16 protein-coding genes are annotated in these 14,959 nt (G+C 63.6%); 7 read left to right on the forward strand and 9 right to left on the reverse strand.

The features are described from left to right. The 8 genes from ACN0X7_RS13385 to ACN0X7_RS13420 all read right to left on the reverse strand — a co-directional run. On the reverse strand, positions 1 to 200 hold a 200-nt coding region (locus ACN0X7_RS13385), incomplete at its 3' end, for a hypothetical protein (RefSeq protein ID WP_417515592.1). A gap of 412 nt (positions 201 to 612) precedes the next feature. Next, positions 613 to 1,077, reverse strand: coding sequence for a MaoC family dehydratase (locus tag ACN0X7_RS13390; protein ID WP_417518049.1), 465 nt, complete (start codon positions 1,075 to 1,077; stop codon positions 613 to 615). Then, entirely contained in the window at positions 1,077 to 2,348 is a 1,272-nt protein-coding gene (locus ACN0X7_RS13395; protein ID WP_417518051.1) for a CaiB/BaiF CoA transferase family protein, read from the reverse strand. Before ACN0X7_RS13395 ends, ACN0X7_RS13390 begins: the two co-directional genes overlap by 1 nt. A 177-nt stretch (positions 2,349 to 2,525) precedes the next feature. After that, entirely contained in the window at positions 2,526 to 3,695 is a 1,170-nt protein-coding gene (locus ACN0X7_RS13400) for an acyl-CoA dehydrogenase family protein (RefSeq protein ID WP_417518053.1), read from the reverse strand. Positions 3,696 to 3,724: 29 nt separating this feature from the next. Continuing rightward, positions 3,725 to 4,945, reverse strand: a complete 1,221-nt coding sequence (locus tag ACN0X7_RS13405) for an MFS transporter (protein WP_417518055.1) — start codon at positions 4,943 to 4,945, stop codon at positions 3,725 to 3,727. A 213-nt stretch (positions 4,946 to 5,158) separates the two neighbouring features. After that, positions 5,159 to 5,959, reverse strand: coding sequence for an alpha/beta fold hydrolase (locus tag ACN0X7_RS13410; RefSeq protein ID WP_417518057.1), 801 nt, complete (start codon positions 5,957 to 5,959; stop codon positions 5,159 to 5,161). A 4-nt stretch (positions 5,960 to 5,963) separates the two neighbouring features. Continuing rightward, positions 5,964 to 7,274 (reverse strand): O-acetylhomoserine aminocarboxypropyltransferase, encoded by a 1,311-nt coding sequence (locus ACN0X7_RS13415; RefSeq protein ID WP_417518059.1) that lies wholly within the window; start codon positions 7,272 to 7,274, stop codon positions 5,964 to 5,966. Between the two features lie 415 nt (positions 7,275 to 7,689). Next, complete coding sequence (locus tag ACN0X7_RS13420; protein WP_417518061.1) at positions 7,690 to 7,869, reverse strand: DUF1192 family protein; 180 nt, start codon at positions 7,867 to 7,869, stop codon at positions 7,690 to 7,692. 75 nt (positions 7,870 to 7,944) lie between these two features. Here ACN0X7_RS13420 and ACN0X7_RS13425 point away from each other — a divergent pair, with 75 nt between their 5' ends. From ACN0X7_RS13425 to ACN0X7_RS13435, 3 genes are all read left to right on the forward strand, one after another. Then, positions 7,945 to 8,955, forward strand: coding sequence for an NAD(P)H-quinone oxidoreductase (locus ACN0X7_RS13425; RefSeq protein ID WP_417518063.1), 1,011 nt, complete (start codon positions 7,945 to 7,947; stop codon positions 8,953 to 8,955). A gap of 63 nt (positions 8,956 to 9,018) precedes the next feature. Continuing rightward, positions 9,019 to 9,738, forward strand: coding sequence for a DUF1013 domain-containing protein (locus tag ACN0X7_RS13430; RefSeq protein ID WP_417518065.1), 720 nt, complete (start codon positions 9,019 to 9,021; stop codon positions 9,736 to 9,738). Positions 9,739 to 9,742: 4 nt separating this feature from the next. Beyond that, positions 9,743 to 10,057 (forward strand): hypothetical protein, encoded by a 315-nt coding sequence (locus ACN0X7_RS13435; protein ID WP_417518067.1) that lies wholly within the window; start codon positions 9,743 to 9,745, stop codon positions 10,055 to 10,057. A gap of 9 nt (positions 10,058 to 10,066) precedes the next feature. Here the strand turns inward: ACN0X7_RS13435 and ACN0X7_RS13440 are convergent, their stop codons facing one another. Next, positions 10,067 to 10,675, reverse strand: coding sequence for a glutathione S-transferase family protein (locus ACN0X7_RS13440; protein WP_417518069.1), 609 nt, complete (start codon positions 10,673 to 10,675; stop codon positions 10,067 to 10,069). A gap of 382 nt (positions 10,676 to 11,057) precedes the next feature. Here ACN0X7_RS13440 and ACN0X7_RS13445 point away from each other — a divergent pair, with 382 nt between their 5' ends. From ACN0X7_RS13445 to ACN0X7_RS13460, 4 genes are all read left to right on the forward strand, one after another. Beyond that, the gene (locus tag ACN0X7_RS13445; protein WP_417518071.1) at positions 11,058 to 12,431 is read left to right on the forward strand and encodes a flagellar hook-length control protein FliK; all 1,374 of its coding nucleotides are present in this window, start codon (positions 11,058 to 11,060) and stop codon (positions 12,429 to 12,431) included. A 9-nt stretch (positions 12,432 to 12,440) separates the two neighbouring features. Next, positions 12,441 to 13,112, forward strand: coding sequence for a flagellar hook assembly protein FlgD (locus ACN0X7_RS13450; protein ID WP_417518073.1), 672 nt, complete (start codon positions 12,441 to 12,443; stop codon positions 13,110 to 13,112). A gap of 86 nt (positions 13,113 to 13,198) precedes the next feature. Continuing rightward, the gene (locus ACN0X7_RS13455; RefSeq protein WP_417518075.1) at positions 13,199 to 14,533 is read left to right on the forward strand and encodes a flagellar hook protein FlgE; all 1,335 of its coding nucleotides are present in this window, start codon (positions 13,199 to 13,201) and stop codon (positions 14,531 to 14,533) included. 122 nt (positions 14,534 to 14,655) lie between these two features. Next, complete coding sequence (locus ACN0X7_RS13460) at positions 14,656 to 14,946, forward strand: DUF1153 domain-containing protein (protein WP_417518077.1); 291 nt, start codon at positions 14,656 to 14,658, stop codon at positions 14,944 to 14,946. The last annotated feature ends 13 nt before the right edge of the window (positions 14,947 to 14,959 follow it).

The raw sequence follows: 14,959 nt of genomic DNA on the forward strand, positions 1-14,959 counted from the left end.
ATCAGGACCTTCTCGCCGTTCGGTCCCACCAGAACAAGGTCCGGGCCCGAACGGACGTAGTCCGCCGTCAGCAAAAAAGCACCGTTCCCGCCAATCCCGTCAACCACAAGGCTGTCAACGCCCGACGCGTCCAGAACAGCAGCAAATTCCTGCTGACCAAACCCGTCAGACAGACGCGGTGGTAATTGGTCCCTCGTCATGTTCCGGCACTCCCGACGGACACGACCGAAAAAGGCCGCGCCTTGAGTCGGATCCCCATTTACTCAACCAGATCCGTCCCCCAACGGACCGTCGCACGCGTACGCTACTCTTCAAGTCGCAGACGCCATGCGGCTGTTAAACAAATATCAACAGATTCATGGCAACGACCCACGACAACGCCGCATAGATAGACCTTAAAGTCTTCATTTTTCAATCTGATTCGGGAATCGGCAGGACGGAAAAACAGGCCCTTCAGCCAAATCCGTAGCCGTGCTCACACATGCCGCCGGGGTTTCCGGTACATGACTACCACGCCTCGCAAAAGCGACGGACACGGGGAACGGACACGCCTCGGAAAAGAAAGGCGACATACCGCGATCCGAACCGCTCGTGCGCGCCTCGGACCGGCTGTCAGTCCTCCTCGGGACGGCCACGCATCATGCGCAGCGGGTCATAGGTCTGCACCAGATCACCCTTCTGGTTGTAGACCTTGTTCAGCGTGCGAACGAGGGCGCGGTTGCCCTTCTTCGCCGGCTTGATCTCGGTGACCTCGCCCTCGACGTGGATCGTGTCGCCCGCGAAGGTCGGTCCGTCCACATTCAGGCTGCAGTTCAGGAAGGCCAGTCCGGTCCGCGCGATGGTGGACGGGATGACCAGCCCCTCGGCCAGCGCGAAGACGAGCGAGCCCGGGGCCAGCCGGCCTTCGAAGTTGGTATGCTCTTCCAGGTACCAGTAGCTGGTGAACAGTTCCTCGGTCATGCCGGACACGCCGACGAAGTTCATGATGTCGGTTTCGGTGATGGACCGCGTCAGCGTCTTGAACTTCCAGCCGACCGACCAGTCCTGATAATAGAATCCATGTCCCAGAAGCTGCATCAGATCGCCCTCTCCTTCTTGTCGATCGCGGCACCCGCCGCGATCATCGCATCGATTGTTTCAGCGTCGTAGCCGAGTTCGGCCAGCACTTCGCGCGTCTGTTCGCCCTGGTGGGGCGTGTGGCGGCGGATGCTGGCAGGACTCTTCTCGAAATTCACCGGATATTTCATCGACCGCAGTTCGCCCTCGGTCGGATGGTCGTAGTTCTTCCAGAACCCGACTTCGGTCAGATGCCTGTCGGTCAGCAGTTCTTCCGGCGTGTTCACGCGGCTGCAGGGAATGCCGTGCGGTTCCAGCGCCGCCAGCCATTCATCGGTCGTCAGCAGCCCGCACAGTTCCGACAGCGTCTGATAGACCTTGTCGACGTTGGCCTGCCGCGCCGCGAACGAGGTGAACATCGGATCTTCGGCCAGATCGTTGCGACCCGCGGTTTCGAACACCACCCGCCACTGCCGGTCGTCATAGGGCAGGATCGCAACCCAGCCGTCCTTCGACGGGTAGGGCTTCCGCCATTGCGACAACAGCCGCACATAACCGGTCGGCCCCGTCGCGTCGGCGAAGGTCGCGCCGTCCAGATGCTCGATCAGGTTGATGTGCACCATGGTGTCGAACATGGGCACCTCGACGAACTGGGCCTCGCCCGTGCGTTCCCGGTGCAGCAGGGCGGTGACCACCGCGTTGGCCGCCATCAGGCCCGTTGTCTTGTCGGCCTGAATGAAGCCGACATAGCGCGGCTGATCCATCAGCCAGCCCTGGATCTGTGCGCCGCCCGACGCCGACTGGATGATGTCGTCGAAAGCCGTCTTGTGACCGTAGGGACCGCTTTCGGAGAAACCGTAGCAGCCGACATAGATCAGGTTGGGGTTGACCGCCTTCAGATCCTCGTAGGCGATGCCCAGCTTGCGCACGGCCTGCGGGCGCAGCGCGTGGATGAAGACGTCCGCCGTCTCGATGACCTTCATGAAGGCTTCGAGACCTTCCTTCTGCTTCAGGTCCAGCGAGAGCGACCGCTTGTTGCGGTTGCAGTTCAGAAAGGCCGAGGCCATGCCCGGGTGCCGTCCCGTACCGATCGCCCGGCACAGGTCGCCCGCCGGTTCCTCGATCTTGATCACGTCCGCGCCCAGATCGCCCAGCATCTGGGTCGCCAGCGGGCCCAGAATGATCCGCGTCAGATCGACAACGCGATAGCCCTTCAACGGACCGTTGTTCTCGGTTTCAAGTGGCAATGATTCGTCCTCGATTTCCAGGGTATGCGAGCGTTCGGTGTCCATATGCAGGGCATTCGATTCTTCCCCCCTTGAGGGGGAAGTGGCCGCGAAGCGGGCGATGGGGGGTGAAGCCGAAGGCTATCTTCCCCGGCGCCGCGTTTTCGGCTTTGCCGAACTCACCCCCGCCCCGGCCCTCCCCCCTCAAGGGGGAGGGAGAGAGATGTGACACAATCTCCACTCTCAATAGCTCTTCGGCAGCCCAAGCTTGCGCTCGGCGATGTGGCTCAGGATCATCTGCATCGACACCGGCGCGATGCGCGCGATCATGCTTTCGCGCATCAGGCGCTCGACATGATATTCCTTGGCGTAGCCCATGCCGCCGTGGGTCAGCACCGCCTGCGTCGCGGCCTTGAAACCGGCCTCGCCGCCCAGGTACTTGGCCGCGTTGGCCTCGGCGCCGCAGTCCATGCCGCGGTCGTACTTATCCGCCGCCAGCATGCACATCATGTAGGCCGCCTCCAGTTCGGTCCAGTTGACCGCCAGCGGATGCTGAATGGACTGGTTCATGCCGATCTGACGGCCGAAGACGACACGCTCGTTGGCATAGTCCACCGCACGGCGCAGCGCATTCTGGCCGATGCCGACACCTTCGATGCCGACCAGAACGCGTTCGGGATTCAGGCCGTGCAGCAGGTAGTAGAAACCCTTGCCTTCCTCACCGATCAGATCCTCTTTCGGGATCGGCAGGCCATCGATGAAGACGGCGTTCGAATCCACCGACTTGCGGCCCATCTTGGGGATCACGCGCGCCTCGATATAGTCGCGGTTGAAGTCCGTGTAGAACAGCGAGATGCCCGCCGTCTTCTTGTCTGACTGGTCCTTCGGCGTGGTCCGCGCCAGCAGCAAGATCTTGTCGGCCTCCTGTGCGGTCGAGGTCCACATCTTGCGGCCATGGACGATGTAGTTGCCCTTGCCGTCCTTTTCCGCCTTCGTGCTGATCGAGGTCGTGTCGAGACCTGCATCGGGTTCGGTGACGCCGAAGCAGACCTTCTGCTCGCCCCGGATCAGCGGCGGCAGATGGCGCTCCTTCTGTTCCTGCGTGCCGGCAACGACCAGCGGATGGGGGCCGAAGATGTTGATATGGATGGCCGAAGCAGCGCTCTGCGCGCCTGAGGAATAGGCCACCTGATGCATCATGATCGCGGCTTCGGTGACGCCGAGACCCGCGCCGCCGAACTCTTCCGGCATTGCGATGCCCAGCCAGCCGCCGTCGGCCATGGCCTTGTGGAAATCGTGCGGAAACTCGCCGGTTTCATCGCGGTCCAGCCAGTAGGCATCGTCGAACGGCTCACAGATCTTGGCGACCGCGTCGCGGATCGATTCCTGTTCCTCGGTCAGTCGGAAATCCATCGTCTACTCCCCAGTAAATTCGGCGTACCCTATCGTACCGCTGCACGCGATAGAAGTACGAACGGTACCCCTGCGGCGACGAGGATAACAGCGCCGACGTAGAACAGCGCCGCGTGCCCGTCGGTCGCATCGTGGATGAAGCCACCGATCCAGGCGCCCAGCCCGCCGCCCGCGCCGCCGAAGGCCAGAATGGCACCATAGATGCGCCCGAAGGCCGGCCCCTGGAACGTCCGGCTGACGACGGCGGAGACCATGGGGCCGCGGCTGCCGAGCGTCAGGCCGAGACAGATCGCGGAACCATACAGAACCGGCTCGATGAACAGGTCCGGCAACGTCAGAAACCCGGCATAGGAGATCAGCGTCAGACCGTAGGACAGGGTGGCCGCCCGCAGCATGCCGAACCGGTCGGCGATCAGGCCGAATGCGATCATCCCCACCGGCGCCAGCGCACCTGCGACGCCATAGATCGACGCGGCTTCCAGTGGCGGGACGCCCAGCACCTGAAAATAGTCCACCAGTTGGGTGACGGCGACGTAGATGCCCATGCCGGTGATGGCGTAGATCCAGGACAGTGCCCAGAACCGCCAGCCGCGCACGGCCTCGCGCAGTGAGCCGTAGCGGACCTTGCCGACGCTGGTCGAGGCTTCCGATTCCCGCACCGCCGGGTGGCCTTCCATGTAGCGGTTCCAGGGTGCGAAGATCGCCACCGGAAGCACGATGGCGAGCCCGATGACCGTAAGCCACTGGTACGCCCCCTGCCAGCCGAACGAGTCCACCAGCAGTTGCGTCACCGGTGAAAACAGCAGCACGCCGATGCCCATCGACGAATGCACCAGCCCCAGCGCGGTCGCGCGGTTCCGGTCGAACCAGCGGCTGACCAGCGCGGCATGGATGACCGTGCCCAGCAGCGCCGTCGACGTGCCGACCGCGATGCCGTGACCGAGGTAGAAGCTCCACAACCCCCAGTCGGTGCTGGCCAGCATCATGCCGGCCGCGGCGACCGAAATGCCCAGCAGGAAGACCGGGCGCGGGCCGGCGCGGTCGAAGATGACGCCCGCCAGCGGGGCACCCAGGCCCCAGCAGACCATGGCGATGGCATAGATCGCCGTCAGCTCATCTCGCGACCAGCTGTGGCTCAGATCCAGCGGACGCAGCATGACCACAAAACTGTCGAACAGCCCGCGCCCGGTCATGCCGAGCAGGAAACAGAAGAACAGGACGCCGGCGGCGTGCAGGCGGTGGCCGGTCATTGATTTTCGCCCCGCACGTGTCTCCGCGCTCTCCTCTTTCCCCCTTGAGGGGGAAGTGGCCGCGAAGCGGTCGATGGGGGGTGAAGCCGAAGGCATACTGCGCAGGATAGGCCGCCTGTTCGGCTGCGCCGATTCACCCTCACCCCGACCCTCCCCCCTCAAGGGGGAGGGAGAAAACGTGCCAACTCAAAAACAACTTCACGATGAAAGTCCCTACGCCGCCTGATCCAGCAGGCCCTCAAGCGTGCGCAACAGCTTGCGCGGCTGTTCGAACATCATCATGTGGCCGCAGTCCTCCAGCTGGACGACCTGGGACCCGTCGATCATGGCCGCGGTCTTCAGGCCCAGCTTCATCGGCGTCATCTGATCGTTCTGCCCCAGAACGACGACCGTCGGACAGGTGACCGCCGCGGCTGCCTTCTCGCCGCCGGTGTAGGCCGCGCAGATCGAGAGGCATTTGTGCATCACGCCCGGCTTCGCCTGCGCGATGACCTGCGTGTCGGTGCCGACCATCCAGAGGCCCGGCACGTCGAAGCCGCCCAGATGCGCCCTGCGTCCGTGCGCCCAGTCGTTCATCAGGCCGATGGCCAGCGGCAGATCGTCCTTCGCGGCGGCCAGGAACGCATCGTTCACGCCCAGCGGATAGCAGACGCCCAGCAGTCCCAGCGCCCTGATCCTCTCGGGCCGCTGCCCCGCCGCCTCGATCGCGATCAGCGCGCCCATGGAATGCCCGATCAGGGCCGCTTCCTGCACCTTCAGGGTGTCGAGCACCTTTTGGATCCAGGCCGCATAGTCCTCGACGCTGTCCATGACCTCACCCTCGGTCTCGCCGCACCCGGGCAGATCCAGCGACAGGACCGACTTGCCATGGTGTGCGAGATAGCGGGTCTGCAGGGTCCAGGCGAGGTGGCTCATGGCGGCGCCATGGATCAGGACAACAACGTCTCCGTCGGCATCGAATTCCTTGCCGCCGGTGTGCGCGTAGACGGATTTGCCATCGACTTCGAATTTCATGGTCTCACTCCGCCGCCGCTTTGAGCACTTTCTGGCTGGCGCGCAATGCGCCCTTCAGATCGTCGATCAGGTCATCCACATCCTCCAGGCCGACCGAAAGCCGGACCAGATCCTCGGACACGCCTGCAGCCTTCAGCGCGGCGGCATCCATCTGCTGGTGCGTGGTCGTGGCGGGGTGAATGACCAGCGATTTCGCGTCCCCGACATTGGCCAGGTGCGAAAAGATTTTCAGGTTCTCGATGAAAACCCGTCCCGCCTCGCGCCCGCCGTTCACGCCAAAGCTGAAGATCGCCCCGCAGCCCTTGGGCAGCAGTTCCTTCGCCCGCGCGTGATCGGGATGGCTTTCCAGCGTCGGATAGGACACCCAGCCGACCGCTTCATGGCCGTCCAGGAATTCGACGATCTTCTGAGCGTTCTCGACATGGCGCGGCATGCGGACGTGCAGGGTCTCGACGCCCTGAAGCAGGTAGAACGCATTCTGCGGCGACAGGCAGGCCCCGAAGTCGCGGACGGCCTCGCCACGCACACGCATCGCAAACGCCGCCGGGCCATATTCTTCCCAGAAGTTCAGACCGTGATAGCCTTCATAGGGCTCGGTCAGGGTCGGGAACTTGCCCGACGCGCCCCAGTCCATGCGTCCACCGTCGACAACCACGCCACCGATGGCCACGCCATGTCCGCCCAGGAACTTGGTCACCGAATGCATGACAATGTCTGCACCATGCTCGAATGGTCGGAACAGGTACGGCGTCGCAAACGTGTTGTCGATCATCAGCGGCAGGCCGTTTTCGTGCGCGATGTCGGCGACAGCGGGGATATCCATGATCTCAAGACCCGGATTGCCGAGGGTCTCGCCGAAGACGAGCCGCGTTTCGGGTCGGATGGCCTTCGCGAAGCCTTCCGTGTCGCGCGGATCGACGAAGGTCGTCGTGATGCCGAAGCGGGGCAGCGTGTGATGGAACATGTTGTGGCTGCCGCCGTAGACCGACGCGGAGCTGACGATGTGACCGCCCTGGCCCATCAGAGTCGAGATCGCCGCGAACAGCGCCGCCTGTCCGGATGCCGTGCAGACCGCGCCGACGCCGCCTTCCAGGGCGGCCAGTCTCTCCTCAAGCACGGCCACGGTGGGATTGGAAATCCGTGAGTAGATGTGCCCCGGCGTTTCCATGTTGAACAGGGAAGCCGCGTGATCGACATCCTCGAACACGTAGGACGTGGACATGTAGATCGGCTGGGCACGCGCGCCCGTCGTCGGATCGGGATGCTGTCCCGCGTGCAGCCCCAGCGTATCGAATTTCGGATATTTCGGTTTCATCGGATTTCCCCCCAGCACGGTGCTCACGACGCTAGCAGCGGTGCGCGGTGCACAAAAGAAAAACCGCGCCCTGAAACCGGACGCGGCCTTCTTCGGTATCCCCCTTGGGTCAGCGCTTGAGCGCCATTTTTAACCCAGCCATCCCTGTCAACTCGGCTGTGCGGCGCGGATTAAGGACGGACTCGGAACGACAGTCAAGCGGGTGAGCTGTTTTTTTACGCGGCTGAGTAAATTTCATCCGGCTTCCGGATCGGAAGCCAGGCAGCGTGAAAACCGGGGCTGGAAAAGAGTTCGGCCGCTCCGAGGGGAGGAAGGAGCGACCGAGTTCGACAGGGAGGGAGAAAGACATTCAGTCTCTCAGACCCTTCACGATAAGGGCCGACCGTTAACAAAGATTAAAGGACGGCGATCTTTTTCAGCGTTTGAACACGGCGTCCGCCGCGCTCAGGTGGGCGGTCTTGCGTTCGATCTCCGCCCTCAGCCGGTCGATCTCCGCCTCCAGTTGCACGATGCGCTCGCGGATCTCCTCGACCGAGACATCGTCCAGATCGCGTTCCGCGAAGAACTTGTCCCGTGCGCGTTCATCGTCGTCCATTTCGCACTCCTTGCTTGCCGGATGCCTTCTGCAACAATAGATCGGATGGCACTGGACCGGCAAAGGGGATCGAGAATGTCAGAACTGCCTGCGGAAATGACGGCCATTGAAATCGATGGCTTTGGCGGACCCGAGGTCCTGAAGCCGACCAGGCGACCGGTTCCGGAACCGGCGCATGACGAGGTTCTGATCCGGGTGGCCGCAGCCGGTGTGAACCGTCCCGACGTGGCCCAGCGGTCCGGCAATTACCCGCCGCCGCCGGGGGCCTCCGACATTCCGGGCCTCGAAATCGCCGGTGAAGTCGTCGCGCTGGGCGCCGGCGTTTCCCGGTGGAAGGCCGGAGACCGTGTGATGGCCCTGGTTTCGGGTGGCGGCTATGCCGAATACTGTACGGCCCCGGCACTGCAGTGCATGCCAGTCCCCGCCGACATGGATATGGTCACGGCGGCGGCCATTCCGGAAACCTACATGACGGTCTGGACCAACGTCTTCGATCGGGGCCGGTTGCAGGGCGGCGAAAGCATCCTGATCCACGGCGGGTCCAGCGGCATCGGCACGACAGCGATCCAGCTGGCGAAAAGCTTCGGCGCGCGCGTGTTCACGACGGCCGGTTCCGCAGAGAAGTGCGCGGCGTGCGAGAAGCTGGGTGCCGAGCGGGCGATCAACTATCGCGAAGAGGATTTCGTCGAGATCGTTCAGGACCTGACCGACGGCAATGGCGTCAATCTGATCCTGGACATGGTCGGCGGCGATTATATCGCGAAGAATGTCTCCGCCCTGGCGGTCGAGGGACGGCTGGTCCAGATCGCCTTCCTCGCCTCGCCCAAGGTCGAGTTCAATTTCCTGCCAATGATGCTGAAGCGGCTGACGCTGACCGGCTCCACCCTGCGGGCCCGCTCGGTTCAGCAGAAGGCCGACATCGTCAACGCCGTGGTCGAACACGCGCTGCCGCTGCTGCAGGCCGGTGCCGTCGCCCCGGTCATCGACACGGTGCTGCCGATGGCGGAAGCAGCCGAAGCCCACCGCCTGATGGAGGCCAGCAATCACATCGGCAAGATCATGCTGCGGGTCGGCGACGCCGGTTAAGCTTGCCAGAGGCTTGCGAAAACTGTAATCCGCTGGATCAAATCCATTCATTCCAGTCAGGAGATGAAATTGGCATTACCGCTGATGCCGAAGGCCACCGCCGTATGGCTTGTCGACAACACCACGCTGTCTTTCCGTCAGATCGCAGATTTCTGCGGCCTGCACCCGCTTGAGGTTCAGGGCATCGCCGATGGCGAAGTCGCCCAGAACATCGTCGGTCTGGACCCGGTTGCGAACGGTCAGCTGACCCGGGATGAGATCGCGAAGTGCGAGAAGGACAGCGCCGCCAATCTTGAGCTGCGCGAGACCACCACGATGCCCAGCCGCTCGACCAAGGGCGCGCGCTACACGCCGGTCTCCAAGCGCCAGGACCGCCCGGCCGCCATCGCCTGGATCCTGCGCCACCACCCCGAACTGACCGACGCGCAGGTTCAGCGCCTGCTGGGCACGACCAAGGACACGATCAACAAGATCCGCGACCGCACGCACTGGAATATCCAGCAGATCAAGCCGATCGATCCGGTGAGCCTGGGCATCTGTACGCAGACCGAACTGGCCGCTGCGGTGGAAAAGGCCTCGGAGCGCCGCCGCAAGGCCGTGGCCGACGGAACGATGGAAGCCGAGACCGTGATACCGGAACCCGTGGATCCCGCCGACCGGATGACGGCGGACGCCGCAGGTCTGGCCGCGGCAGCGTTCAGCCTGAACCGCAACGTCGAGAACAAGCCCAAGGAAGACGAGGCCGACGAGCCGACCGTGGACTCGGTATTCGGCAAGAGCTGAGATCATGGCCGAGCGCGATACGATTGCCGAACGCAACCAGCTTGAGGATCATGTCGAGAAGGAATTCGACAAGCTGAAGCTGCTGCTGGCTCTGGCCTGGCGCGAAAACCCGGCTTTCGTTCAGGCGCTGGCGGACCGTCTTTCGGTCGAAAGCATCACCGGTGACGCATCGCGACCCCGCAAGCGTGTCTATCGGGCCATGGTCGATTTCCTGGAAGACGCGCTGGAAGAACGCGAGGACGCCAGCCTGAAGACCGAACGAAAGCGCGCGGGCCGGCGCAGCTATCTTCAGCGCCTCTTCGAAGACGACGGCGTATAGCGCCGCGTTTCAGTCGATCCGGTCGAACGGGATGAAACCCGGCAGCGCCTCGATCCGGTCGATCCAGCGACCGATCGCGGGAAACCGGCTCATGTCGAAACCGCCCTGCCCCGCAACGCAGGTGTAGGCGAACAGGGCGATATCCGCGATCGTGATCGCCGTACCGACGACATAATCCCTGTCTGACAGGTGATCTTCCATGATCCCCAGCACACGATAGCCTTCGGCCTCCTTGCCCGCCCACAGGGTGCGGCGTTCATCGGTCATGGATCCGTGACGGGACCACGAACGCAGGACCGCAATGTTGGGTTCGTGGCTGTACTGCTCGAAGAACATCCATTGCAGGACCTCGGTCTGCGCGCGGCGCTCGCCGGGCCAGAAGGGCGTGCCTTGTGCGAGATGAAACAGGATGGCCCCGGATTCCGACACGAAACTGCCATCGTCCAGCGCCAGCGTCGGAATCTTCCCGTTCGGATTGCGCGCCAGATAGTCCGCCGTGCGACTCTCGCCGGCGTAGGTGTCGATCTCGACGCGCTCGTGCGGCAGCTTCAGCCACGCCAGCAGCAGGCGGATCTTGTATCCGTTTCCACTGTCGGCATTGTCGTAGAAAACCGGCATGGCAATGGCTCCATCCAATCCGCTTGCCGGGGCAATCTGCACGCTGCGGTCGCACCACCGCAAACAAGAACTTCTAAAGCACACCCCCGGATTGATAAGGCATCGTGCGCGGCTTGAAACACGCATGGGGATGCGCCTGCCTCTTTCGGGCGCTCGAACGATCCAGTTCGGATTGCTGCACGACGAGACCGCTGTTCATCTCCGCTTAACCATGAACGGTGCCGAACCGGCCCGGCAGAACTTGCCGCATGTCCCTGTCCGTCCGTGTCAGTCCAGCCGCAGCAAACGCCAGAATATTGATTCTGCTCATGAAATTGGCCTCACCGACACTGGCACCGCGCTTGCTCTCCTGTCGATCAACCGAAACCGTCAGGTGAACAAGATGCCGTCAGCTTCAGACATTCTGCCCTTCGAGAAGGCCCCCGCTCCGGTCGCAAGCCGTGCCCGGCCCGCCGACAGGACCGCGCCGGAAGAGCAGGAGAGATTCGCCCGTACGCTGGACGAGGTGAACGAGCCTGTCCAACAGAAGACCGAGACCCGGGACACGCGCGAGGACATCGGTGATCCGGTGGGGAACGATCCGCTGACCGATCCCGATACGCCGGTCGGCGATGGCGCGGCGGCTGCAGCACCGGAGAACGATGCCGCTGCATCCGAACGGACCGCGACGGCAGAATCCGACGCCGCGCCTGCGACGGGCATCGAAGCCATCGCGCGCAGTGCTTCGGCCAAGGTCGGCAGCGCCACCCTGGAGGCCCCCTCCGGCGCGGGCAAATCAGCCGCGCAAGTCAACGCTGCCAGCCAGCAGACGCCGGCAGCACAGAATGCACAGCCCAACCTCACGCCGTCGACAACCGCCGCACCGGCCGCGACAGCCGCCGCATCCGCCCTGATCGCAGCGGCCGGTCCTGCGGGACCCGGCGGCACCATCGACATCCCGCTCAGGGATCGCGGCGCCGTGCCGGAAGGCATTGGACAGGCGCTGGCAAAGACCCTCGCCGCGCTGACCCCGGGCAAGCAGGGACGCACCGCCGGCGGTGCATCCGCCACGCCTGTGACAGCACCTGCCGCGACGACGCCCGCCGCCACGCCCCTGACCGGACTGACGGGTCTGAACGTCGCCGACACGGCGACGGCACAGAATGCACTGCAGGCAAACCAGTTCCAGTTACAGCCGCAGACCGCGCCGCTGACCGACATGCAAGTCGCGGCCATCAGCCCGCAGGCGGACAGCGGTGGTACGCCGCAGCAGCTGGCACAGCCCCTGTCACAGCCGCTTTCGACCGTACCGGGCGTGCAGAGCGCCGGTTCCGCAACGGGCTTTGCCCAGCAGCTCGCTCAGGCGACGGCGCAGCCGCCCGCCCAGCAGCTTGGCCTGTCGATCGCCCGGGGCGCGCGTGAAGGCATGGACCGGATCGAGATACAGCTTCATCCCTCGGAGCTGGGCCGGGTCGATGTCCGCATGGAACTCGGTCACGACGGTCGCATCATGGCGGTGGTCAGCGCCGAGCGCTCGGAAACTTTGGAACAGTTGCGCCGCGACGTGCATCAGCTTGAACGTGCGCTGGCCGACGCGGGATTCGACACCGACAGCGACAGCTTCCAGTTCCAGGATCGTGACCAGCGCCAGGCCTCGGGCGGCCGCGGTCCGGATGGCGGCGAGCCTGACCTGACAGACGGCGACATCCCGCATCCCTCGGCGATTGCCGCGCGCACCCTTCATTTCGACGGCCTCGGCGTCGACATCTCGGTTTAGGAGTTCGTCTTGGATCTTTCAGCCCTCGGCCTGCCGACCCTGCAGGACAACGCCTCCGGCGCTGCCAGCAAGAAACTCACCGAAGACTTCGATACGTTTCTGACCCTGCTCACCAGCCAGCTTCAGAACCAGGACCCGCTGGAACCGCTCAAGTCCGAGCAGTTCACCCAGCAGCTTGTCCAGTTCAGCCAGGTCGAACAGCAGATCGAGACCAACGATCAGCTTGAATCGATGGTTTCGCTTTCCCTAGCCGCGCAGCATGGTGCCCTGGTCGATTACATCGGCAAGACGGTCGAGGGCGAGAGCAGCCGCGCGCGGCTCTCGGACGGGGCGGCCAACTGGAACTTCGAGCTGGATGAGGATGCCGAGACCGTCTCTATCCTGATCCTGAACGAGGCCAACCGGCCCGTCGGCGGTTTCCAGACCACCGGTGAAGCCGGACAGAACAATTTCACCTGGGACGGCCGGGACGATTCCGGCAACACGCAGCCCGATGGCGTCTACCGGATATCGGTGACCGCCACCAATGACGATGGCAATCCGATACCGGCGCGCGTCCAGGCGGGCGGCATCGTCGATGGCGTGGAAGTCGTCAACGGCATTGCCCAGCTTTCCGTCAACGGCGCGGTCATCCCGCTGTCCAACGTCACGTCAGTCGCCGGCATTCCGCTGGACGGCTGATCCCGATTAAGCGCTTCCCGAAGTAATCGGGACGCCATGATCTCCGCAGAACGCCCCTACGACACCCCGCTGCAAGGAGTAGCAACATGAGTATTCTAGGAGCCCTTTTCTCCGGCGTCTCCGGACTGAACGCGCAGAGCCAGGCGATGAGTTCGATCGCCAACAACATCGCCAACGTCAACACGACCGGCTTCAAGTCCACCAAGGCGGCCTTCTCCACCCTGGTCGGCGCAGCGGGTACGGCGAGCAACGGCTTCAATTCCGGCGGCGTGCGCGCGGCGGCGATTTCGCAGAACGATTCCCAGGGCCTGCTGCAGCAGAGCGCCTCGGCCACCGACATCGCGATGAGCGGCAACGGTTTCTTTGTCGTCAACACCAATGCCGACGAGGCCGCCAACGGAGAGTTCCTGTTCACCCGCGCCGGTCAGTTCAATGCCGATGAAAACGGCGACCTGCGCAACGCGTCGGGGCATTTCCTGCGCGGCTGGCCGATCGACGAGAATGGCGACATCCCGAACAATCGCACCGTGCTGAGCGTGACCGAGACCGTGAATGTCTCGACCATCACCGGCAGCGCAACCGCGACCGACAACATCTCCATCCAGGCCAACCTGCAGTCGACCCAGGCGGTCAATGCCAACGTCGGGGCCTACGTCGCGGGCAACATGGCGGCGGGGACGTTCGAGCCTGACTTCGAGACCACGCTTCAGCTGTTCGACAGTCAGGGCGGCACCCGGAACCTGACAATGGGTTTCCTGAAGTCCGCGACCGCCAACCAGTGGCTGACCGAGATCTATGTCGAGCCGGCGACCAACGTCGATGCCGCAACGCACCCCAATGGCCTGATCGCCAGCGGCACGCTGGCCTTCAACACCGATGGCCGTCTGGATCTGACCAACACGACCGCTGCGCTGCAGAATCTCGCGATCACCTGGGACGCATCCCTGGGGGTCAATGATTCAGCGATCGCGATCAACTTCGGCGACAATGACGGCACCAACGGCATGACCCAGTTCAACGGCATCTCACAGGTGCTGTCGAACAATGTGAACGGGGCGATCTTCGGATCGCTGTCCGGCGTCGAGATCAACGAACAGGGCATCGTCACCGCCTTCTTCGACAATGGAACCCGCCAGAACGTGTTCCAGCTGCCGGTGGCGACATTCCCCAACAACAACGGACTGACATCGGTGTCCGGAAACGCGTTCCAGGCCAACAATGATTCCGGCGACTTCGCCCTGAACATCGCGGGCGAAGGCGGCGCAGGGTTCATCGCACCGTCATCGCTGGAGGCCTCGACCGTCGATCTGGCGCAGGAGTTCACCGACATGATCCAGACCCAGCGGGCGTTCTCGTCCAACGGCAAGATCATCACGACGGTCGATGAAATGCTGGAAGAGCTGGTCCGGCTCAAGCGATAGCTGATCAACGTGGTTAACAGGCCGGTCCCAGGATTTCCGACCTGTTAACCATCTGATTTAGAGGAAAATTAAAGCCCGTTCTCTACCTTCGCGATTGCCCGAACAGAGAAGGAAACGCAACGATGCCCGACAGCGCCCGCACACGGCCAAGCGTCATCGGACCGGATGGTACGCATCTGACCATCGACGATCTGCCCAGTCCGGATACACGGCGCTGGGTGGCCCGGCGAAAGGCCGAAGTCGTGGCAGCCGTCCGGGGCGGGCTTCTGAGCCTGGAGGACGCCTGCCAGCGCTACACCCTGTCGGTCGAGGAATTCCTGTCCTGGCAGCGCGCCGTCGAGCGACACGGTATCGGCGGTCTGAGGACCACCCGCATCCAGGATTACCGCTCTGAAAACGCCGGCATGTTCTGACCGGTCCGCACCT

The organism is Minwuia sp., from assembly GCF_048263705.1.
Classification (GTDB): Bacteria; Pseudomonadota; Alphaproteobacteria; order Minwuiales; family Minwuiaceae; genus Minwuia.

Coding starts and splice junctions, on each gene's coding strand:
- ACN0X7_RS13390 (WP_417518049.1), bottom strand. CDS start 1,077: ATGCAGCTTCTGGGACATGGATTCTATTATCAGGACTGGTCGGTCGGC.
- ACN0X7_RS13395 (WP_417518051.1), bottom strand. CDS start 2,348: ATGGACACCGAACGCTCGCATACCCTGGAAATCGAGGACGAATCATTG.
- ACN0X7_RS13400 (WP_417518053.1), bottom strand. CDS start 3,695: ATGGATTTCCGACTGACCGAGGAACAGGAATCGATCCGCGACGCGGTC.
- ACN0X7_RS13405 (WP_417518055.1), bottom strand. CDS start 4,945: ATGACCGGCCACCGCCTGCACGCCGCCGGCGTCCTGTTCTTCTGTTTC.
- ACN0X7_RS13410 (WP_417518057.1), bottom strand. CDS start 5,959: ATGAAATTCGAAGTCGATGGCAAATCCGTCTACGCGCACACCGGCGGC.
- ACN0X7_RS13415 (WP_417518059.1), bottom strand. CDS start 7,274: ATGAAACCGAAATATCCGAAATTCGATACGCTGGGGCTGCACGCGGGA.
- ACN0X7_RS13420 (WP_417518061.1), bottom strand. CDS start 7,869: ATGGACGACGATGAACGCGCACGGGACAAGTTCTTCGCGGAACGCGAT.
- ACN0X7_RS13425 (WP_417518063.1), top strand. CDS start 7,945: ATGTCAGAACTGCCTGCGGAAATGACGGCCATTGAAATCGATGGCTTT.
- ACN0X7_RS13430 (WP_417518065.1), top strand. CDS start 9,019: ATGAAATTGGCATTACCGCTGATGCCGAAGGCCACCGCCGTATGGCTT.
- ACN0X7_RS13435 (WP_417518067.1), top strand. CDS start 9,743: ATGGCCGAGCGCGATACGATTGCCGAACGCAACCAGCTTGAGGATCAT.
- ACN0X7_RS13440 (WP_417518069.1), bottom strand. CDS start 10,675: ATGCCGGTTTTCTACGACAATGCCGACAGTGGAAACGGATACAAGATC.
- ACN0X7_RS13445 (WP_417518071.1), top strand. CDS start 11,058: ATGCCGTCAGCTTCAGACATTCTGCCCTTCGAGAAGGCCCCCGCTCCG.
- ACN0X7_RS13455 (WP_417518075.1), top strand. CDS start 13,199: ATGAGTATTCTAGGAGCCCTTTTCTCCGGCGTCTCCGGACTGAACGCG.
- ACN0X7_RS13460 (WP_417518077.1), top strand. CDS start 14,656: ATGCCCGACAGCGCCCGCACACGGCCAAGCGTCATCGGACCGGATGGT.